Source organism: Geobacter sp. DSM 9736 (assembly GCF_900187405.1).
GTDB lineage: Bacteria > Desulfobacterota > Desulfuromonadia > Geobacterales > Geobacteraceae > DSM-9736.
Genome location: NZ_LT896716.1, coordinates 3,474,947 through 3,491,745 on the forward strand (window position 1 = coordinate 3,474,947; position 16,799 = coordinate 3,491,745).

Below are 16,799 nucleotides of genomic sequence, written 5' to 3' on the forward strand. Positions count from 1 at the left end.
GGGGCAGGTTGCTTCACGTCGTTTACCGCGAGTCGTTTGTGCCGAACACCGGCATCACCTTGTCGAGCAGCCAGAAGAGAAGGAAGGGGGTAGCCGCTACCATGAGCGCTCCAAACAGCCCCTCTTTTAGCGTCTCCATGCTGTGGGGCCAGACGGGGAGCCTGTAGTGCATGAACCCGGCAAAAGATGAAGAGAAAGTCTGACCGCCGATCACGACATTCCATCGCATCATGAAGACGCCGACCAGAACCAGAAGGGTAGCGGCAACAGTCCGGCGGATTGTCAGCCGCGGCAACAGAAGGAGAATGAGAGGGACCAGGTTTCCCAGACCGTACTGGAGTATGAAAATGCTCACGAAGTCCCTGTCGTAGATGACCCTCCGCAGGATGTCCCACGATTTTACCGCCGTATAACCTCTGAAGATCAGATCGAGCAGTTCCAGCGTGATGGCGAAGACGAGGAACATCACCAGGTATTTCACGGCTATCCGTACCTCCTCCATATCTGCCGGGCCCCCCTGCACGGTGGAACCCGGGTCGGCTCCCCGCCATAGGGTGGGGAAGCGTCTGCGCTGTTCGATCGTGAGGATATAGGCAAGGATGCAGAGGGCTATCCCGGAAACGACGGCGGAGCAGATGAAGATTACGGGCATGAGGGGGGTCATCCAAAGTGCGTTGGCCTTGACGGAGCCGAAGATGAAGCCTGCATACCCGTGGAGGAAGCAGGCAACTGGAATGCCGGCAGCGGCAAGAAGCCGCACCGCCTTTTCATCCTTCTCTATTGCATGCTCGGTTATATCCCATGCACCCAGGGTGAGGGCAGAGAAGAGCATGTAGCGGAACTGGAGGAGGCGGGAGCGCTCGGGGATCTGTCGCAAGGCAAGAGCAGTTTCCACGAAATGCCGCCGGTAAACGAACCAGAGCTCCGAAGCGACAATCATTCCGTAGGTGGTGAAAACGATGCCGAAGGCCGCTATGGCGGAGGTAAAGTGGGGTGTCATCATCACGGCGATTCCCCGGAGAGGGAACTGCAGATGGAGAAGCAGCGGCATCATTGCCACCGGGAGCAGCGCAAACGAAAAGACGAGGGAGAATCGGGCGATCTGCTTCAGCCTCTTTATCCCGAAGACGTGATAGAGGGAGGAGAGGACGAAGGCTCCGGCAACGAGTCCTGTCATGAAGGGGTACATCACGATCTGAATGGTCCAGTAGATATACTCGTTGGGGTAGACGAACAGTTCCTTTAGAGTCCACGCTTCACCGTGCACCATCACCTCACCTCCAGGGACAATCCCAGGTAGAAGACCTGCGGTTTGGTTCCGTACTCTTCCTTGAGGACGCCCACCCGCTCCGTGTTTATGATCTTCGTCACCGGGTCGTCGGGATTTCTCAGATTTCCGATTCTGCGTGCATCGAAGGGGCACGCATGTACACAGGCCGATTTCAACCCCTTAGCGAGCCTGTGGTAGCAGAAATTGCATTTCTCGGCGGCGCGGTGCACCGGGTGAAAGAAGCGGACTCCGTATGGGCACCCCATGATGCAGTAACCGCAGCCGATGCACCATGATCTATCCACAAGGACGACTCCGTCGGCGGTCTGGTACGTTGCTCCCACTGGACACACCTGGACGCAGGGAGGGTTGTCGCACTGATTGCAAAGCTTCGGGACGAAGAAGGCCTTGGCGATTTCATTTTCGTCGACATCCCGCAAGCCATGCTCCTCCTGATCTATTTCACTGCGGACAAAGCCGTCCCGTCCCCCCTTCGGCGAATCGATCAGGGTTTCCCCCTTCTTTGTCACCACGTACCGCTCGACCCAGGTCCGTGTTACCTTCGCATCGTATGGAGTGTCATTCTCGATTTTGCAGGCGCGGACGCAGAGGCCGCAACCTGTGCACTTGCGGGTGTCGACCAGGAACCCCCACCTTACGGGGCTTGTGTCATTTTCCGCGACGAGCCGCTTCGGGTCGAACAGCTCGATGGCCGCCAGGGGAATGGCCATACCTCCGATGAAAAGCAGGGTCTGTTTACAGAATCGGCGGCGATTGATCATGAGCTCCCCTTTCGGTGAGGCCTCGGATTGTGCGGGTAATGGCACATGACGCACTCGGCTTCAGGATAATGCTTTTTCGGATCAATTCCATCTATCCTTTCCCGCTCCGAGCCACGGTAAGGAAGGTAGCTGTGGCAGCGGATGCAGAGCTCCCGGCTCTTGTCGGTGGGCAGGGTCGGTGGATCCTTTGGGTGACCGAGGGCTGGCCCGTGGCAGTTTTCGCACCCGATTCCCCGATGGAAGGAGCCGGCAAGCTCCCGGTACTTTTCCTCGTGGCACTGGCGGCAGTACCCCTGAGGCCCGTACTTGACGGGAAGTCCGCGCCACTCGCTTTCATTACCCTTGCGGTGCCAGCCGTACATATACCCGCGATCATGGATGCCGAAGTCGGAGGGGACGTAGAGCATCCTGATGCCGAGGATCAATGCGACAAATAGGAGGGCGACCCACAGTGGCCGCCAGACGTGGCTCTTCACAGCAACTTTTCTCCTTTGTCTGAGATGGACAGCAGTGACACCAGTTGCTTCACTCTATAACACCGTTTATTATTTTTACAATATTCAGGAAGGGTAGCCGCAAAGCGTTGAATATTATATTTTTTTATTTTGACATGATGTTTATTAATCTGTAGATTCGGCTGATTCGCGTACCCATTGCGCAAAATCGCGGAGTTTTCTCCGGAGATATCACCCTTCTGAGGAGCATCTATGCCTGTACGTAAGACTGCCGGATACGCCTGGAACCTGATCAGCATGGTGGGCATGATTCTGGCCACCACCGCGACCTTCCTCATCATCGCCTTCCTCTCTCTGGAAGCGATCACAGGTTTCGAACACCCCTACATCGGAATCATGACCTACTTCATATTCCCTGGGATGCTCATACTGGGTCTTATCCTCGTGCCTGTAGGTGCCTGGAGGGTCAGGAACAGGAGGCGCCAGCATCCGGACGAGGATATTCCGCCATTTCCCCGCATCGACCTGAACGACCCGCACAAGCGCCGCCTATTCATCTTCTTCAACGTCGCAACTGCGCTTTTCGTGCTGATAGTTTCCGTTGCCGCCATCAAAGGGTACGAATTCACCGAGTCCACCACCTTCTGCGGGGAACTCTGCCACACCGTGATGCAGCCGGAGCACACCGCATGGAAGAACTCGCCCCATGCCCGCGTAAAGTGCGTCGAGTGCCATGTGGGGCCGGGAGCCAAGTGGTTCGTCAAGGCGAAGATATCCGGCCTGCGCCAGGTGTATGCGGTTCTTGCCCACAAGTACCCGACGCCTATCGAGACTCCCATCGAAAACCTGCGTCCGGCACGGGACACCTGCGAGCACTGCCACTGGCCGGAGAAGTTCTATGCCGGCAGACAGAAGGTCTTCTACCACTACGCGCCAAACGAGCAGAACACGCCGCGTGAGATAAACATGCTCATCAAGATCGGCGGAACTCCCAAGACTCCCCATGCCATGGGGATCCACTGGCACATCGGGACGGAGGTCCACTACATCGCCCGCGACAAGAAGCGCCTCGACATTCCTTACATCGCGGTGAAGGAGAAGGACGGCACCATCACCGAGTACATGAACACAGAAAAGCCGATGACGAGAGCCGAAATCGAGAAGGCAAAAAAACGGCTCATGGACTGCACCGATTGCCATAACCGCCCGACACACATCTACCGCTCTCCGGGGCAGGAGATGGACGAGCATATCGTCTCCCGGCTCATAGATCCGTCTCTTCCCTACATAAAGAAGGTGGCGGTGGAGATACTGGAGAAGCCGTACAAGACTACTGAAGAAGCCAAAGCGGCCATAGCAGCCGAACTTCCCGCGTACTATGCAAAAAATTACCCGAAGGTGGCCCAGGAGAAGGGGGCGGCGATCACTCAGGCCGTCGCTATCGTCCAGGATATCTACAGCCGCAATTTCTTCCCGGCTATGAAAGTAGCGTGGAACACCTACCCGAACCACATCGGGCACTTCTATACTCCCGGCTGTTTCCGTTGCCATGATGGCAAACACAAGACTGCAGCGGGAAAGGTGATTTCCAAGGACTGCGACCTATGCCACACCGTCATCAGCCAGACTCAGGAGAACATCCCGGCTGGCAAGCAGGTGAGAAGCTTCGTGCACCCGGTAGATATCGGTGACGAGCTGATGAAGACCAACTGCAGCGACTGCCATACGGCGGGCGGGGAGGATGTCCCCGGCGGGGGAGGGCACGGCCACTGACGGGCCGTTAGATCCAGGCACAGAAAAATGCCCCGGAATTCCGGGGCATTTTTCATTCCTGATTAGATCTCCACCTCCGGTTCTTCCGCCGGTTCTTCCTCTTCCGGCTCGAAATCGTCATCGAGTACCCGCGACAGGAATTTCTTGTTGTCGTCGATAATTTTGCGGATTTCCCGCTCCAGTTCTTCCAGTTCGGTCATTTTGTCCGTCATCGTTCTCTTCTCTTGAGGGCGAGGCGGTAGAGTTCCTCGTATTTCACCGCCGATTTCGCCCATGAATAATCGGCGTTCATCCCCCGCCGCATCAGTTTCTTCCACTCCTGCCTGTTTTCACCGAATATCTGCAATGCACGCTCCATGGCTTCCCACAGGCCGGCTGAAGAATAGTCCGTGAAAGTGAAACCCAGGTGGTCACGCGCGCTGTCCCGCTGATCCGTTACGGTATCCTTAAGGCCACCGGTGCTGTGAACCAGGGGAACCGAACCGTAACGGAGTGCGATCAGCTGTCCCAGACCGCATGGCTCGAATTGCGACGGCATCATGAAGATGTCGCTCCCGGCGTAAATGCGATGGGCCAGGGAACCGTTGAAGCCTGTGGAAAGTGCGATCTTCCCGGGGTGGGTCTGGCGGAAGCTTTCGATGGCGTCGACATAGCGCCTGTCGCCGTTGCCGAGGATTACCAGCTGGAGGTTCTGTTCCGCTAATTGCGGCAGCAGTTCCACTACCAGATCGATCCCTTTCTGGGAGACCAGCCTTGTCACCATCGCTACCAGGGGCGTTTCGACCTTCTGTTCGAGACCCAGCTGCTTTTGAAGGGCCAGCTTGTTTGCGGTCCTTCCTGAAATTGCCGTGGGGGTGTAATTCTTGGCCAGGTTCCTGTCGTGAGCAGGATCCCAGATAGAATAGTCCAGACCATTGAGAACGCCGAACAGGCGGTCTTCCCGTGTCCGCAGAACGCCATCGAGGCCGAATCCCTGCTCCGGTCCGCATATTTCTTCACAATAGGTGGGGGATACGGTAGTGACAACGTCGGCGGTAAGGATTCCTCCCTTCATCAGATTGAGATTTCCATAGTACTCGAGCCGATCCATAGTCAGATATTCTGCGGAAAGCCCCATGGCCGGGAGTGCTTCCGCAGGAAAAATGCCCTGATAAGCAAGGTTATGGATAGTGAAGAGGGTGGCCGTTTTCCCGAAGAAGGGGTCCTTTTCCATCTCATACCGGAGGAGAATCGGGATGAGGGCAGTCTGCCAGTCGTGGCAGTGGAGAACGTCGGGACGGAAATCGAGCTTCTTGAGGACATCGAGGACCCCCCGGCAGAAGAAGGAAAAACGTTGCGCGTTGTCCGGGTAATCCCCAGTGGGGCCGCCGTACAGGGTGTCCCTGCCGAAGTAACCCTTGTGCTCGATGAGATAGACCGGTATGTCGTCCAGAGCCGTCTGCCGGAGCAAACCTTTCTGCATCGTCTTGTCTGCAGGAACTTCCACGCTTTTCCGGCCCTTCCGGATGCTGAAGCCCCCTTTTTCGACCTCGCGGTAAAACGGGATGAATATCCGTACATCGTGACCCAGTCGTTTCAGTTCCTTAGGCAGCGAACCTACGACATCGGCAAGGCCGCCGGTTTTGGCGAACGGCGTGACTTCGGAAGCTATCATTACGATTTTCATCTATAGGTACCTTGTATCTGTGGTGCGCCTGAACTTGCACTACACCCGTGTTAGCACATGCTATGCATCGGCTTCCCTGAGAAAGGTGGCGGCATCTTCGGGGGAGGTCGGATTGATGAAAAATCCGGTCCCCCACTCGAAACCCGCTATCTGGGTCAAACGCGGAACCAGCTCGATGTGCCAGTGGTAGTCGTATGCAATTGATCCCCAGTAGTCCGGCTTTCCGAGCCTCGGATGCAGCGGTGGGGCCGTATGGAGGATGAAGTTGAAAGGGGGATCTTTAAGTACGGTCTTTAGGCGCAGCAGCATGTCTTTCAGGGCCACTGCCAGTTCCCCCAGCATCGGGTCGTCCATCAATGCGAAATCGTGAGAATGCTTCTTCGGGTAGAGACGCAGTTCAAATGGGAAACAGGCGGCATATGGTGTGAGTATGACAAAATTATTGAACTCCTTTACCACCCGCTCACCGCTGGCCAGTTCAAAATCTATGAGATCGCAGAATATGCAGCGCTCTTTCGAAGCGAAGAAGTCCCGGCAGATGCGCAATTCGGTGGCCGCCACAGGCGGGGTGAGGGGAACGGCGATGAGCTGGCTGTGCGCGTGGCTTAGGGAGGCCCCGGCCGTGGTCCCGTGGTTCTTGAAGAGGACCATGTAACGGAACCGGCTGTCGTTACGCAGGTCCAGGTAACGTGCACGATATGCCCGCAGGACGTCGGTTATCTCTGAAGGCGTCAGGTCTCCCAGCCCCCTGTGGTGGTCCGGGGTCTCCACGATTACCTCGTGGGCGCCGATCCCGTTCATTACGTCGTACAGCCCGTGCCCCCGCTTGTTAAGGTCCCCTTCGATGCGCAGCGCCGGGAACTTGTTGGGGATGACCCGGACCTTCCAGTTTGAGGAATTGGCTTGTCCCGAGGGCCTTATGGCGAATATCTCGGGGGGCGTCTTATCTTCGTTTCCATAACAGAAGGGGCAGCTGGTCATCTGCCGTGATTCCTGCTCCACCTGGAAATCCCGGGGGCGCCGCCCTCTTTCCGTTGCGATGATGACCCAGTGCTGCTTCAGGGGGTCCCAGCGTAATTCCGACATTATCCCTCCACAAATCGCCTCGCTGTTTCCTCGGAGAGTGCAGGCTTTTTCCGGGGAGCTGAGGTTTTGGTTGAATCAAATTAAATAAGCCAGTTGTCGAGTTCCAGATCCGGTCCGGCGTAGGTGAGCTGCATTGCGCCATCAGCCGGCCAGCGTCCCAGTTCCTCTTGCCCGCGTACGAGAGTCACGAATGCAAGCAGTCTGGCTCCGGGTTCGAGATCGAGAGGATCAAGGGGGATGCTCGCTTCGCAGGTGCGGGCGATGGTCCACTGCGCGCGGCCTACTTCCCGCCATTCCCCATGTTCAACCGCCAGCAGCGGTCCGTTTCCGTTCCCTGTGGAAAGCGCGATGCGGTATTCACGGCCGGTGACGAGATGAAGATTCAGTATGTCGTTGGGGTGAAGGATTTCTTCGAGATACTTCGTTCCGTCGACCCTCACATAGAAAAAGGCGCGATCGTATCCGTAGAAGAATGACTGGAGTACGCTCTCCGCAGCGTGCATCGCTGAAGATTGTTTTGTGAGATCATAGAGGCCGGCCGCCAGCCATTCGAAATAGTCGTCGGTAACTCCATTGATGGTCGGGGTGAGGAGTGCTGCCGGCTCCCGCACGAGCCCGGCAGGGTTCTTCTTCTTGATCGGCTCGAACAGCTCCCGCGGGGTCTCCAGGTTGAGGAGCCGGTAGACGTTGATCAGGTACCTGCGGAAGAGACTGTCGAACCGGTCGCTATGGGGAGAGAAATGGTCGTCGCCGTACCACCAGAACCAATCGCTTCCTTCCGCAGCATAGAGGGACTTGCATACCTGCCAGGGGACATCGTCCTGTCCGGTGGAAGACAGATGTGCGGGTCCGGTCGCGAGCAGGTCTGCGACAACCTCGCTGGAGGTGACCGCCGCTTCCCGTGCCCGTTCGAGATAATCCCACGCCAGGTTCTCCTCCGGGTGACCCACCCAGATGCCGTAGTTGGCGTTGATCCATGAGCCGGGGTGAATGTGGCTCAGGACCCGCTGCTCGGGGACCCTGGCAAGCACGTCGGAAAATGTGGTCATCTTCAGCCAGTCACAATCGGCAATGCTGGAGTAGAGGGTCGTAAGAAAGTCGTATCCGTTGGACGGGTAGTACTCCCAGGCATTCTCCCCATCGAGAATAACCGACACTACCTGTTCTCCGGTCCCTGCATGCTCCCGTATATCCCTGAGTCGACCTATGAAATCCGAAACGGCGCGCTGGGTCTCCCACTGGGAGTAGGTGAACCCTATGAGGTCGGAGAGCTGGTGATCCCGGAAGAATATCTTCAGATCACGTGCGCCGTACCGGAAGGAGTAGTGGTGATAAAGCTCCCTTTTCCGCAAGCCTAGCCCTCCCGGGAGCGTGCGGGCGAGGATCTCCTCGTCGGTGGCGACCCATGAGAGGCCGCAGCCGGAGATGATGGAGAGCGCCTCGTCGCTGACCGATCCTTCGGAAGGCCACATCCCCTGGGGTGTGAAGCCGAACAGTTCGCGGAAATAAGCAATCCCTTGCTCCACCTGACTTCGGGCATCCTCGGGGTGGCGGAACCGCGAAGCTGGGAGGTTGGCCCGCGGCATTGCTGTATGCGCCGCCTTCATGTCGCACAGAAGCGGGAGGATCGGGTGGAAGTACGGAGTGACCGACAACTCGGCCTTTCCCGTTTCATGAAGTTTCCGGTAGAGGGGGATGATGTCGCTCAGGATGTCATGTTGCCGTGCGAAGAGCAGTTCCTTGTCCTGGCGGCTGAAGCTCCTCCCCTTGTGCACAAGTTCCCGCAGTTCAGGATACCGGCGCTTCGCTGCCTCCCCTGTCCAGGCGAGGAAAAAGAGTACCTGCAGGTCGAGAAGGTCCTGGTCGCCGAAGGCCCGAGCCACGCTCCGTCCACCCTTCAAGGCGTCGTCTGCCTGGTGGAGCAGCTCCAGATAGCGCCTGTTCGGATCGATCATTCTTTGGCGGTTCGCGCTGAAGAAGTTCTCGATGATGAAGCGTTTGTCTTCCTCGCCCATGTCCTCCGGAGCCATTTTTCCGCGTATGAGGAAAGGATCGACCGCAGCGCCCGCCGCGTAATCTACGATCTGTTCCAGGAGCGACGGGACAAGGTTGAAGACGACTCTGGCTCCCGGTGACTCGTCGACTATGACTGCCATGTCGTAATAGTCTTTCACGGCATGGAGATACGTCCACGGAAGAGCGTACTCCCCCTTGAAGGGATCCTTGTAGTATGGCTGGTGCATATGCCAGAGAAAGGTCAGGTACATGGATAACCCCTCACACGCTTCGGCGTCCGGGGCTGAGCAGGCAGCCCCGGTGCAGCCTTCACAGGAGTTTTTCGGTGGAGTCCTATTGCAGTTCCTTCTTCCAGATCTCGACCTTCTTCCGGTATTCGTCGAGTAGTCGCTGGGCGACCTTGTGATCCTTGGCTTCCGCTATTATGTGGATGAAGGGCTGGTACTGGTCCGGAAGCACAAGAACCCAGTCCTCGCCGAAATGGACCTTGATGCCGTCAATAAAGGTCGCTTCCCGATCGAGGCTGTCCTCGCTCATCTTGCGCATAATTCCACCTTTCATCTCCAGGATGCATGGCAGCCGTGTCTGGAGGAAGGTCCGGCGAGGGATCTCGTCGAGCACCCGTGACAGGCGGATGGAATTGGAGGCAATCAGTTCGACCGTCTTGGCGATGGTGAACATCCCGTCGAAAGCTGCCTGGAATTTCGGGAAGGCGAACCTTCCGTCCATGGAGCCGGCGAGGACTACTTCGGGGGAAAGCGCCGCTTCGATCATCGCACGCTCGGAGCTTTTGGTGCGGATCACAGTGCACCCTTTTTCATGGGCCATGATTTCTATTACCGATGGTGCTGATACCGGGACGGCGAAGGAGCCTTTAGCAGCGGAGCGGATCATGAGGGACACCATGAGGGGGAGGGCTTCCGACGCCTCGTACACTTTACCGGTTTCATCGACGATGGTCACTTCTTCGGCGGAGGGGTCGAGCCAGAATCCGGCATGAGCCTCCAGGGTTGCAACTATCTTCGAAAGCTGTTCGAGGCTGTGCGGCTTTTCTCCGGCCAGCTTCGCTCCCCGCTCCTCGTCGATGTAGGCGTTGAGGCCGATGACCTCGCACCCCATGTCGTTGAGGATTGCAGGAAGTATCTGTCCGGCGGGGGAGTGGTTGAAGTCGATGACAACCTTGATGTTGGCCTTTCTGACGGTGTCCTGCGCGATGTTGCGGGAGAATCCCTCGCGGTAGAAATCGATTACCTGCGGCAGTTCGGTAATGCCTCCCGGCTCCATGTGATGGGCGCGACGAAAGTTCTCCTTGTAGAATATCCGTTCGGCGTTTTTTCCCATGGCGCTGGAGAAGTCGAGACCATCACTGTCGAGAAAGATGATTTCCGTTACCGCCGGATCTTCCGGGGACTGTCGGAAATGGACTCCCCCCTGTTCTCCGAAAGTCTTGAGCTTGTAGCGGAGCACCGGCAGCGGGATCATCTTGAGATCGCGTACGTGGACACCTGCGGAGAGTATACCGCCGAGAAAGCTGCGCTTCAGCATCCGGGATGACAGGTACGGGTCGCGGCCGGCAAGAACGAAGCTCCCCTTGGGAAGGGATGTGCCGTACGCGCAGCCTAGTTTCGCCACGAACTCCGGGGTGAGCTCCACGTTGGTGAGTCCCTTGATCATGGCGCCTTCAAAGAGTGATTTTTTCCACTTCTCCCCCCAGATCAGGTTTGATGTGACGGTGGACCCCGATTCGATAACCTTCCGGGGCCAGACTTTCACGTCCCGCTTCAGGTACGACTCCTCACCGATGGCGGTGTCGTCGGCAATGATGACACCTTCCTCCATGATCACACCGTTGCCCACACTCACGTTGTTGCAGAGCACGCTGTCGTTGAGCTTGGCTCCCCTCTTGATGTAGACGTTGTCCCAGACCACGCAGCGGGAGAGGCGGACGCCGGCTTCTATGGTGCAGTTGCGGCCGATGACGGTGTCCTTGATTTGCGCTCCCCCCTTGATCTGGCAGTTGTCGCCGATCACCACCGTGCCTTCCAGCATGGCCGCGTTGTCGAGCCGGACATCGGCACCGACGCGCAGGTCCTTTCCTACCAGGTCGTGCTTCGGCTCGTCGATCTTCACGTTCACCTTGCCGCGGAAGATGTCATGGTGGGCCTCCCGGTAGGAATCGGTGTTGCCGATGTCCCGCCAGTACCCTTTGGCCGGGTAGCCGAAGAGAGGCTCCCCCTTTTCGAGGAGATTTGGAAAGAGGTCCTGGGAGAAGTCGAAGTTTTCCCCTTGGGGAATGTATTGAAAAATCTCCGGCTCAAGAACGTACATCCCTGTGTTGATGGTGTCGGAGATTACCTCCCCCCACCCCGGTTTTTCGAGGAATTGAGTGATGCGCTTGTCCTTGTCGGTGATAACTACACCGAACTGCAGCGGGTCTTTCACGGAAGTCAGGGTGATGGTGGCAAGGGCTTTCTTTTCCTCGTGGAAGTCTATCAGCTTCTTGATGTTGAAGTCGGTGAGCAGGTCCCCGCTGATGATGAGGAACCGCTCGTCGAGATACTTCTCGGCACATTTTACGGCTCCGGCGGTCCCCATGTCTTCCAGTGGGGTTACATAAGTGATTTTTACGCCGAAATCAGCCCCGTCCCGGAAGAAGTTCTTGATGATGTGGGGCTGGTGGTAGAGAAGCATCACGAGATCCGTGATCTGGTGCTTCTTGAGAAGCTCCACAATGTGAAGCATGATGGGACGGTTCATGAGCGGAATCATCGGCTTTGGAACGTTGCTGGTGAGGGGCTGGATGCGGGTGCCGAATCCTCCGGCCATAATGACTGCTTTCATGTGATTCTCCACTCCTTTATCAAATAATAATATCAGTGTTTAGGTCGAGGTTAAGGGGCTGAGGGAAGCCTCGCTCTTGCTGGGCTTACTTGCTTCTGCCTTTTTTCTCCAGGGCCTTCTGTATCTCGTCCTTCAGTTCCTGAAGGTCGCTGGACTTGACCACGTAGGCATCGGCGAGCCATGCGGAGAAATCGTCCTTGTAGAATGAGAATGCGGTGCAGAGGATGACGGGCATTTCATGCCGTTCCTTCACGATCTTCTGCAGCAGGTCGAGGCCGCTTTCATTCTTCAGCTTTATGTCCAGGACGACCAGATCGTAATCCCCCGACTCCAGCTTCTCGACGGCCTCAATCGCCGATGCCGCTGTTGCGACTTCGTACCCTTCGTCGCTGAGCTCCTGGGAGTAGAGGAGCCGGATGCTCGCTTCGTCGTCAACTACCAGGATTTTCGCCATGTAATCCTTCCTCCTTGTGAATGCGCAGTTTTAGAGTATATTTTGTTCCCCCTTCGGGGCTGTTTTCCATGCCGAACTGGTTGCCGTACCGCTCCAGTATGGTCCTGCATAGCGGCATGCCGAGTCCGACCCCTAGCTCCTGGGTATCGGCAAAGGGGGTCGTCAGAGCCTCCCGGGCCTCTTTGGACAACGGGCGCCCGTTATCGGTGATCTCAATGATTACCTCTTCCTCTTCCGCCCATGTCCTGACCCAGATGGTGTTGACCCCCGAGACCGTCTCCATTGCATTGTTGAGGATGGTCTTGATGCAGTAGGAAACCTTCTTGTAGTCGATGTATATCGGAGGCAGGTCCGGTCCCAGGTTTAACTCGGTTTCTATACCCCGCTGATCGAGCCTGGACTGCATCTCCTGGCATACGCTTATGACCAGCTGGTTTACATCCCATTGGTCGAGAGCCGGATAGAGCGAATCGGAGTAGTTAAGCACCTCCTCCAGGACGTCCTCCAGAAGTCTGGCTTCCTGAACGATCGACTCCAGATATTCACGCTTCTGGTCCCCTTCGGCTATGGTCTTCAGCAGCGATCTTGCGAAGCCCCCTATGACCATCAGCGGGTTTCTTATGGAGTGGGCTATGCTGGACGTTATCCGTCCCACCAGCGCCATCTTCTCCATCTTGACTATCAGTTCCTGCTGTTCTTTAAGCTTGCGGTTCGCCGCCATCAGCTTCTCGACTTCTTCCTGCAGCCGTTCGTAGAGCGAAGCCCTTTCCAGGGCGAAGGCAACGGGGAAGGCGAATGTTTCCAGCGACTGAACGTCCTGGGGAGTTATCGGTTTGTGGGTAATGCAGTTGTCGGCGATGATTATGCCTATGCGCCTGTTCCGGGATATGAGGGGCATGACCAGGAAACTGGTCACACCCAGGATCGCTGCAAGAGCAGGATCGATCTCGGGGTTGTTGAAGGCATTTTCCACAAGGATCGCTTTTTTCTGTTTCAGTGCACGATTGAAAACATGGTTGCGATCAGCAAGGGGAACGGACATCCTTTCCAGGATGTCGTGAAACTTGACTTTCTCCGAGTAGAGCTTTGTTTTTCTGAAATTCCGGGCCATCTCCTTGAGGGTGAGGTTGCTGCGACCGATGTCGTCCCAGATGTGCCACGCTTCCTCGTAATTCTTCGGGCCGATTCCCAGGTATCCACGGAGATACTTCCGCTCCTTGTCGGCCATCAGAAGGAATGCCCGGTTGATGCCGAACCCCTTGCCCGCGGTTATGGCGGTCATGGCCACCGAAAGGACCTCGTCAAGATCCAGTGAAGTCTGCAGTACGATGCTTACCTCGTGGAGAAACTTGATCTCGCGGGTCTTCGTATTCAGGAAATGGACGATCGACTGGATTTGTGCCTTCTGCTCGGTGTACTCACCGATGAGGAGGGATACTATGTCCGCGACGGGGGAATCGTCGTCCCGCAGTTTCTCCAGATCGTTGCGAAAACTGGTGCAGTCAAGGCACCGTTCCAGAAGCCTACGCCTGTAGGAAGTGTAGAGATCTTCTTCCCCTTCGTGGATATTGGGACATTCACCGGGTTTGATTTCCTTCTTGGTCCAGCAGCACTCCCAGTTCAACTAAACCTCCACACGTATGATGACTCCCCGGTTTGAATCAGTCGTTGCTCCCGCCCGACGATTGGAAATATTTCGGCAGCAGAAGATATAAACTTAAGGTTCCGGTGACAAGGGGCAGGAAAGGCATAGATGGCTCCGGGGCCTCGTCAAGTGGGCAAAGTATAACAGCCTGTATCTCCTTTTCAAGCGAATTCGAAGCTTACGTACAACTAGTTGTTAATTAACAAAAGTCAAAAAAAGCCGAGATGCGGGGGCAGTGAGGCCTCATTCTGATTGCACCGGCAACAAAAAAGAGTACACTTTAACCGGACGTAATGAGACGTTACTTATTGAGCGAAAGGTTTCCCATGGATATCCCGGCTCCCTCTTCGGACGAACCGGTTCTGCTGTATGCCGAGGACGATCACAGTACACGTGAAGTCGTACAGTTGATGATTAACAGGCGCTTCCCGGGAGTTTCCGTATATCCTGCGGACAACGGGCGCACCGGCCTGGAGATCTTTCATTCCGTAAAACCGGACATAATCCTTGCCGACATGAAGATGCCGGTGATGGATGGAATCCGCATGGCCAGGGAGATTCGGAAGACAGACCAGAAGGTGCGCATCATCATCACGACAGCCAATACGGAATCCAGCCGTATCATTGAAGCGATCGACACAGGGATAAACCACTACGTACTCAAACCTATCAATCAGGGAAAACTGTTCTGGGCTCTGGAGCAGTGCATTGCAGAAGTGAGGCTCGAGAAGCAGCTCAGGCAGCAGGGGGAGCATATACGGAAACTGTCTTATGCGGTCGAACAGAGTCCGGTTTCGGTGATCATAACCGACCCTTCAGGAAAGGTGGAATACATTAACCCCAAATTTACCCGTCTTACGGGTTATACGCTGGAGGAAGCTGCGGGGAGGGGGGCATGTTTTTTTCACGAGGACGAGGAGTGGGGCGCCGAGCATCATCCGCTCTGGGAGACTCTCCGGGGAGGTAAAGAGTGGCGCGGTGAACTTCGCTGCCGCAAAAAGGATGGCACCGTTTACTGGGCATCGGTTTCCGTTTCACCGGTAGTTGACGGCAATGGTGCGATTTCTCACTTCATTTCGTTCCACGAGGATATCTCCGAGCGTAAGCAGGCCGAGGAAACCATCAAGCATATGGCGTATTTCGATGCGCTTACAGGGTTGCCGAACCGGCACCTGTTCAACGAGCTCCTTCACCAGGCGATGGCGCAGGCGCAGCGGCAAAACCGGGCGCTGGCGATCCTGTTTCTCGACCTGGATCGGTTCAAGGTTATTAACGACACACTCGGTCATGCAGTGGGAGACCAGCTCCTTCAAGCAGCAGCGCAGCGGCTCAAGCGATGCTGCCGCCGGGAGCGGGATACCGTTGCCCGCCGGGGAGGTGACGAATTCATAGTTCTGCTGCCGGAGCTGGTTGATGTGCAGGAGGCTGTAAGGGTGGCTCAGAACATCATCGATGCATTCAACAAACCCTTCATACTTCCGGAGCATGAACTTTTCGTCAGCACCTGCGTAGGGATCAGTATCTTTCCACATGACGGTACCGATGCAGAGACACTCATAAAAAATGCTGACATGGCTATGTATCGGGCGAAGGAGTTCGGGCGCAATCGGTACCATCTATATACACCCGCCATGGATGCCCACGCCTTCGAGCGTCTTTCACTGGAGAACAGTCTGCGCCGGGCGCTGCAACGAGAGGAGTTCTTTCTTCACTACCAGCCGAAGGTGGATGTTCGTGCCGGCCGCATCAGTTCGGTAGAGGCGCTGGTTCGCTGGAAGCATCCCGAGTTCGGTATGGTTCCTCCTACGCAGTTCATCCCGCTCGTGGAGGAAACGGGGATGATCACCGCTCTCGGGGAGTGGGTCCTGCAGACCGCGTGCGCGCAAAACAAGGAGTGGCTTGATCAGGGATACCCTCCGCTACGCATGTCGGTGAACTGCTCTCCACGGCAGTTTCAGCAGCTGAACCTTGCCGGCACAGTGGAACAGACCCTGGCCGATACGGGACTCGACCCGTCGCTGCTGGAACTGGAGGTGACAGAGAACATCATGCTTGACCATGAGGAATCGACCATGCACTCCTTCCGCCGTCTGAGCGAGCTGGGTGTCGGCATAGCAATCGATGATTTCGGTACCGGCTACTCTTCGCTCAGTGCGATACGAAGGCTGCCCATACAGACGCTGAAGATCGACAAGTCATTCATCAACGACATCAACTCCAACCAGGACGACGCCGCTATTGCAAAAGCTATCATTACAATGGCCCAGAGTCTGCGCCTCGATGTGGTGGCGGAAGGAGTTGAGACCCGGGAGCAGATGGCGCTTCTGGATTCCTACGATTGCAATCTCATGCAGGGGTATTATTTCAGCCGGCCTTTGCCCGCAGAGGAGCTGACGGATCTTCTGGCCAGGCGGAACTGGGCCCAGCAGTCCTGGGCGCATGCCTGAACGGATATATCCGAAACTACGGAACCGGGTGAGTGCAGGGGTTCCGCGTTTTCACGTAAACATGGCTGTCATGAACAGCGTTAAGCTGAAGCTCATCTGATCCTCGATAAGCCTTCCCTCATTGCGATCTATTCAAAGTCTCTCATGCTCGCTGCAACCTTCCGTCATAACTGGCATCTCCTTCCATTCACTGTTTTGATCTTTAGCATTCTTAGTCCTTGATAATTCGATACTTCCAACAATTTCCCTACCCAAAAGCTGGCATATTTTATGCTCTGTTCATCTTTTGGGGCATAGTCCGCAGTGTCATTATTTCTAATTAATGATATTGTTTTGTGGCAGGCTCCAAATGTAAATGAGTCAC

Annotated in this window: 12 protein-coding genes; 2 read left to right on the plus strand and 10 right to left on the minus strand. The window is 56.1% G+C overall.

Annotated features, from left to right (window positions below):
• Positions 1 to 22: 22 nt before the first annotated feature.
• Genes nrfD through CFB04_RS15655 form a run of 3 tightly spaced genes read right to left on the minus strand, consistent with a single transcriptional unit; the run spans position 23 to position 2,528 of the window.
• A complete protein-coding gene (nrfD, locus tag CFB04_RS15645; protein WP_172825515.1) occupies positions 23 to 1,270 on the minus strand; it encodes an NrfD/PsrC family molybdoenzyme membrane anchor subunit in 1,248 nt (415 codons plus the stop codon).
• Positions 1,270 to 2,052: a 4Fe-4S dicluster domain-containing protein gene (locus CFB04_RS15650; RefSeq protein ID WP_088536260.1), complete on the minus strand. Its 783-nt coding sequence runs from the start codon at positions 2,050 to 2,052 to the stop codon at positions 1,270 to 1,272. The genes nrfD and CFB04_RS15650 overlap by 1 nt, the downstream gene beginning before the upstream one ends.
• Positions 2,049 to 2,528 carry a cytochrome c3 family protein gene (locus CFB04_RS15655; protein ID WP_088536261.1) on the minus strand — a complete coding sequence of 160 codons (480 nt, stop codon included), beginning with the start codon at positions 2,526 to 2,528 and terminating at the stop codon, positions 2,049 to 2,051. The genes CFB04_RS15650 and CFB04_RS15655 overlap by 4 nt, the downstream gene beginning before the upstream one ends.
• A gap of 231 nt (positions 2,529 to 2,759) precedes the next feature.
• Between CFB04_RS15655 and CFB04_RS15660 the strand changes: the two genes are divergently transcribed.
• Entirely contained in the window at positions 2,760 to 4,280 is a 1,521-nt protein-coding gene (locus tag CFB04_RS15660; protein ID WP_088536262.1) for a NapC/NirT family cytochrome c, read from the plus strand.
• Positions 4,281 to 4,342: 62 nt separating this feature from the next.
• Here CFB04_RS15660 and CFB04_RS18135 read toward each other — a convergent pair whose 3' ends face one another.
• From CFB04_RS18135 to CFB04_RS15695, 7 genes are all read right to left on the minus strand, one after another.
• A complete protein-coding gene (locus CFB04_RS18135; RefSeq protein WP_088536263.1) occupies positions 4,343 to 4,492 on the minus strand; it encodes a hypothetical protein in 150 nt (49 codons plus the stop codon).
• Positions 4,489 to 5,946 (minus strand): glycogen synthase GlgA, encoded by a 1,458-nt coding sequence (gene glgA / locus CFB04_RS15670; RefSeq protein ID WP_088536264.1) that lies wholly within the window; start codon positions 5,944 to 5,946, stop codon positions 4,489 to 4,491. The genes CFB04_RS18135 and glgA overlap by 4 nt, the downstream gene beginning before the upstream one ends.
• Before the next feature lie 60 nt (positions 5,947 to 6,006).
• Positions 6,007 to 7,032, minus strand: coding sequence for a galactose-1-phosphate uridylyltransferase (gene galT / locus CFB04_RS15675; protein WP_088536265.1), 1,026 nt, complete (start codon positions 7,030 to 7,032; stop codon positions 6,007 to 6,009).
• 80 nt (positions 7,033 to 7,112) lie between these two features.
• Positions 7,113 to 9,299 (minus strand): glycoside hydrolase family 57 protein, encoded by a 2,187-nt coding sequence (locus CFB04_RS15680; RefSeq protein ID WP_088536266.1) that lies wholly within the window; start codon positions 9,297 to 9,299, stop codon positions 7,113 to 7,115.
• Positions 9,300 to 9,381: 82 nt separating this feature from the next.
• Positions 9,382 to 11,889, minus strand: a complete 2,508-nt coding sequence (locus tag CFB04_RS15685; RefSeq protein WP_088536267.1) for a mannose-1-phosphate guanyltransferase — start codon at positions 11,887 to 11,889, stop codon at positions 9,382 to 9,384.
• A gap of 85 nt (positions 11,890 to 11,974) precedes the next feature.
• Positions 11,975 to 12,343, minus strand: a complete 369-nt coding sequence (locus CFB04_RS15690; protein ID WP_088536268.1) for a response regulator — start codon at positions 12,341 to 12,343, stop codon at positions 11,975 to 11,977.
• Positions 12,321 to 13,967 carry a sensor histidine kinase gene (locus CFB04_RS15695; protein ID WP_088536269.1) on the minus strand — a complete coding sequence of 549 codons (1,647 nt, stop codon included), beginning with the start codon at positions 13,965 to 13,967 and terminating at the stop codon, positions 12,321 to 12,323. The genes CFB04_RS15690 and CFB04_RS15695 overlap by 23 nt, the downstream gene beginning before the upstream one ends.
• 347 nt (positions 13,968 to 14,314) lie before the next feature.
• On the opposite strand from CFB04_RS15695, the gene CFB04_RS15700 reads away from it, so the two are divergent.
• Positions 14,315 to 16,435, plus strand: coding sequence for an EAL domain-containing protein (locus CFB04_RS15700; protein WP_088536270.1), 2,121 nt, complete (start codon positions 14,315 to 14,317; stop codon positions 16,433 to 16,435).
• The last annotated feature ends 364 nt before the right edge of the window (positions 16,436 to 16,799 follow it).

Bases quoted from the DNA above. Each gene is read 5' to 3' on its own strand.
- glgA (WP_088536264.1), bottom strand. From the start codon at position 5,946: ATGAAAATCGTAATGATAGCTTCCGAAGTCACGCCGTTCGCCAAAACC.
- CFB04_RS15660 (WP_088536262.1), top strand. From the start codon at position 2,760: ATGCCTGTACGTAAGACTGCCGGATACGCCTGGAACCTGATCAGCATG.
- nrfD (WP_172825515.1), bottom strand. From the start codon at position 1,270: ATGGTGCACGGTGAAGCGTGGACTCTAAAGGAACTGTTCGTCTACCCC.
- CFB04_RS15680 (WP_088536266.1), bottom strand. From the start codon at position 9,299: ATGTACCTGACCTTTCTCTGGCATATGCACCAGCCATACTACAAGGAT.
- CFB04_RS18135 (WP_088536263.1), bottom strand. From the start codon at position 4,492: ATGACGGACAAAATGACCGAACTGGAAGAACTGGAGCGGGAAATCCGC.
- galT (WP_088536265.1), bottom strand. From the start codon at position 7,032: ATGTCGGAATTACGCTGGGACCCCCTGAAGCAGCACTGGGTCATCATC.
- CFB04_RS15690 (WP_088536268.1), bottom strand. From the start codon at position 12,343: ATGGCGAAAATCCTGGTAGTTGACGACGAAGCGAGCATCCGGCTCCTC.
- CFB04_RS15685 (WP_088536267.1), bottom strand. From the start codon at position 11,889: ATGAAAGCAGTCATTATGGCCGGAGGATTCGGCACCCGCATCCAGCCC.
- CFB04_RS15700 (WP_088536270.1), top strand. From the start codon at position 14,315: ATGGATATCCCGGCTCCCTCTTCGGACGAACCGGTTCTGCTGTATGCC.
- CFB04_RS15650 (WP_088536260.1), bottom strand. From the start codon at position 2,052: ATGATCAATCGCCGCCGATTCTGTAAACAGACCCTGCTTTTCATCGGA.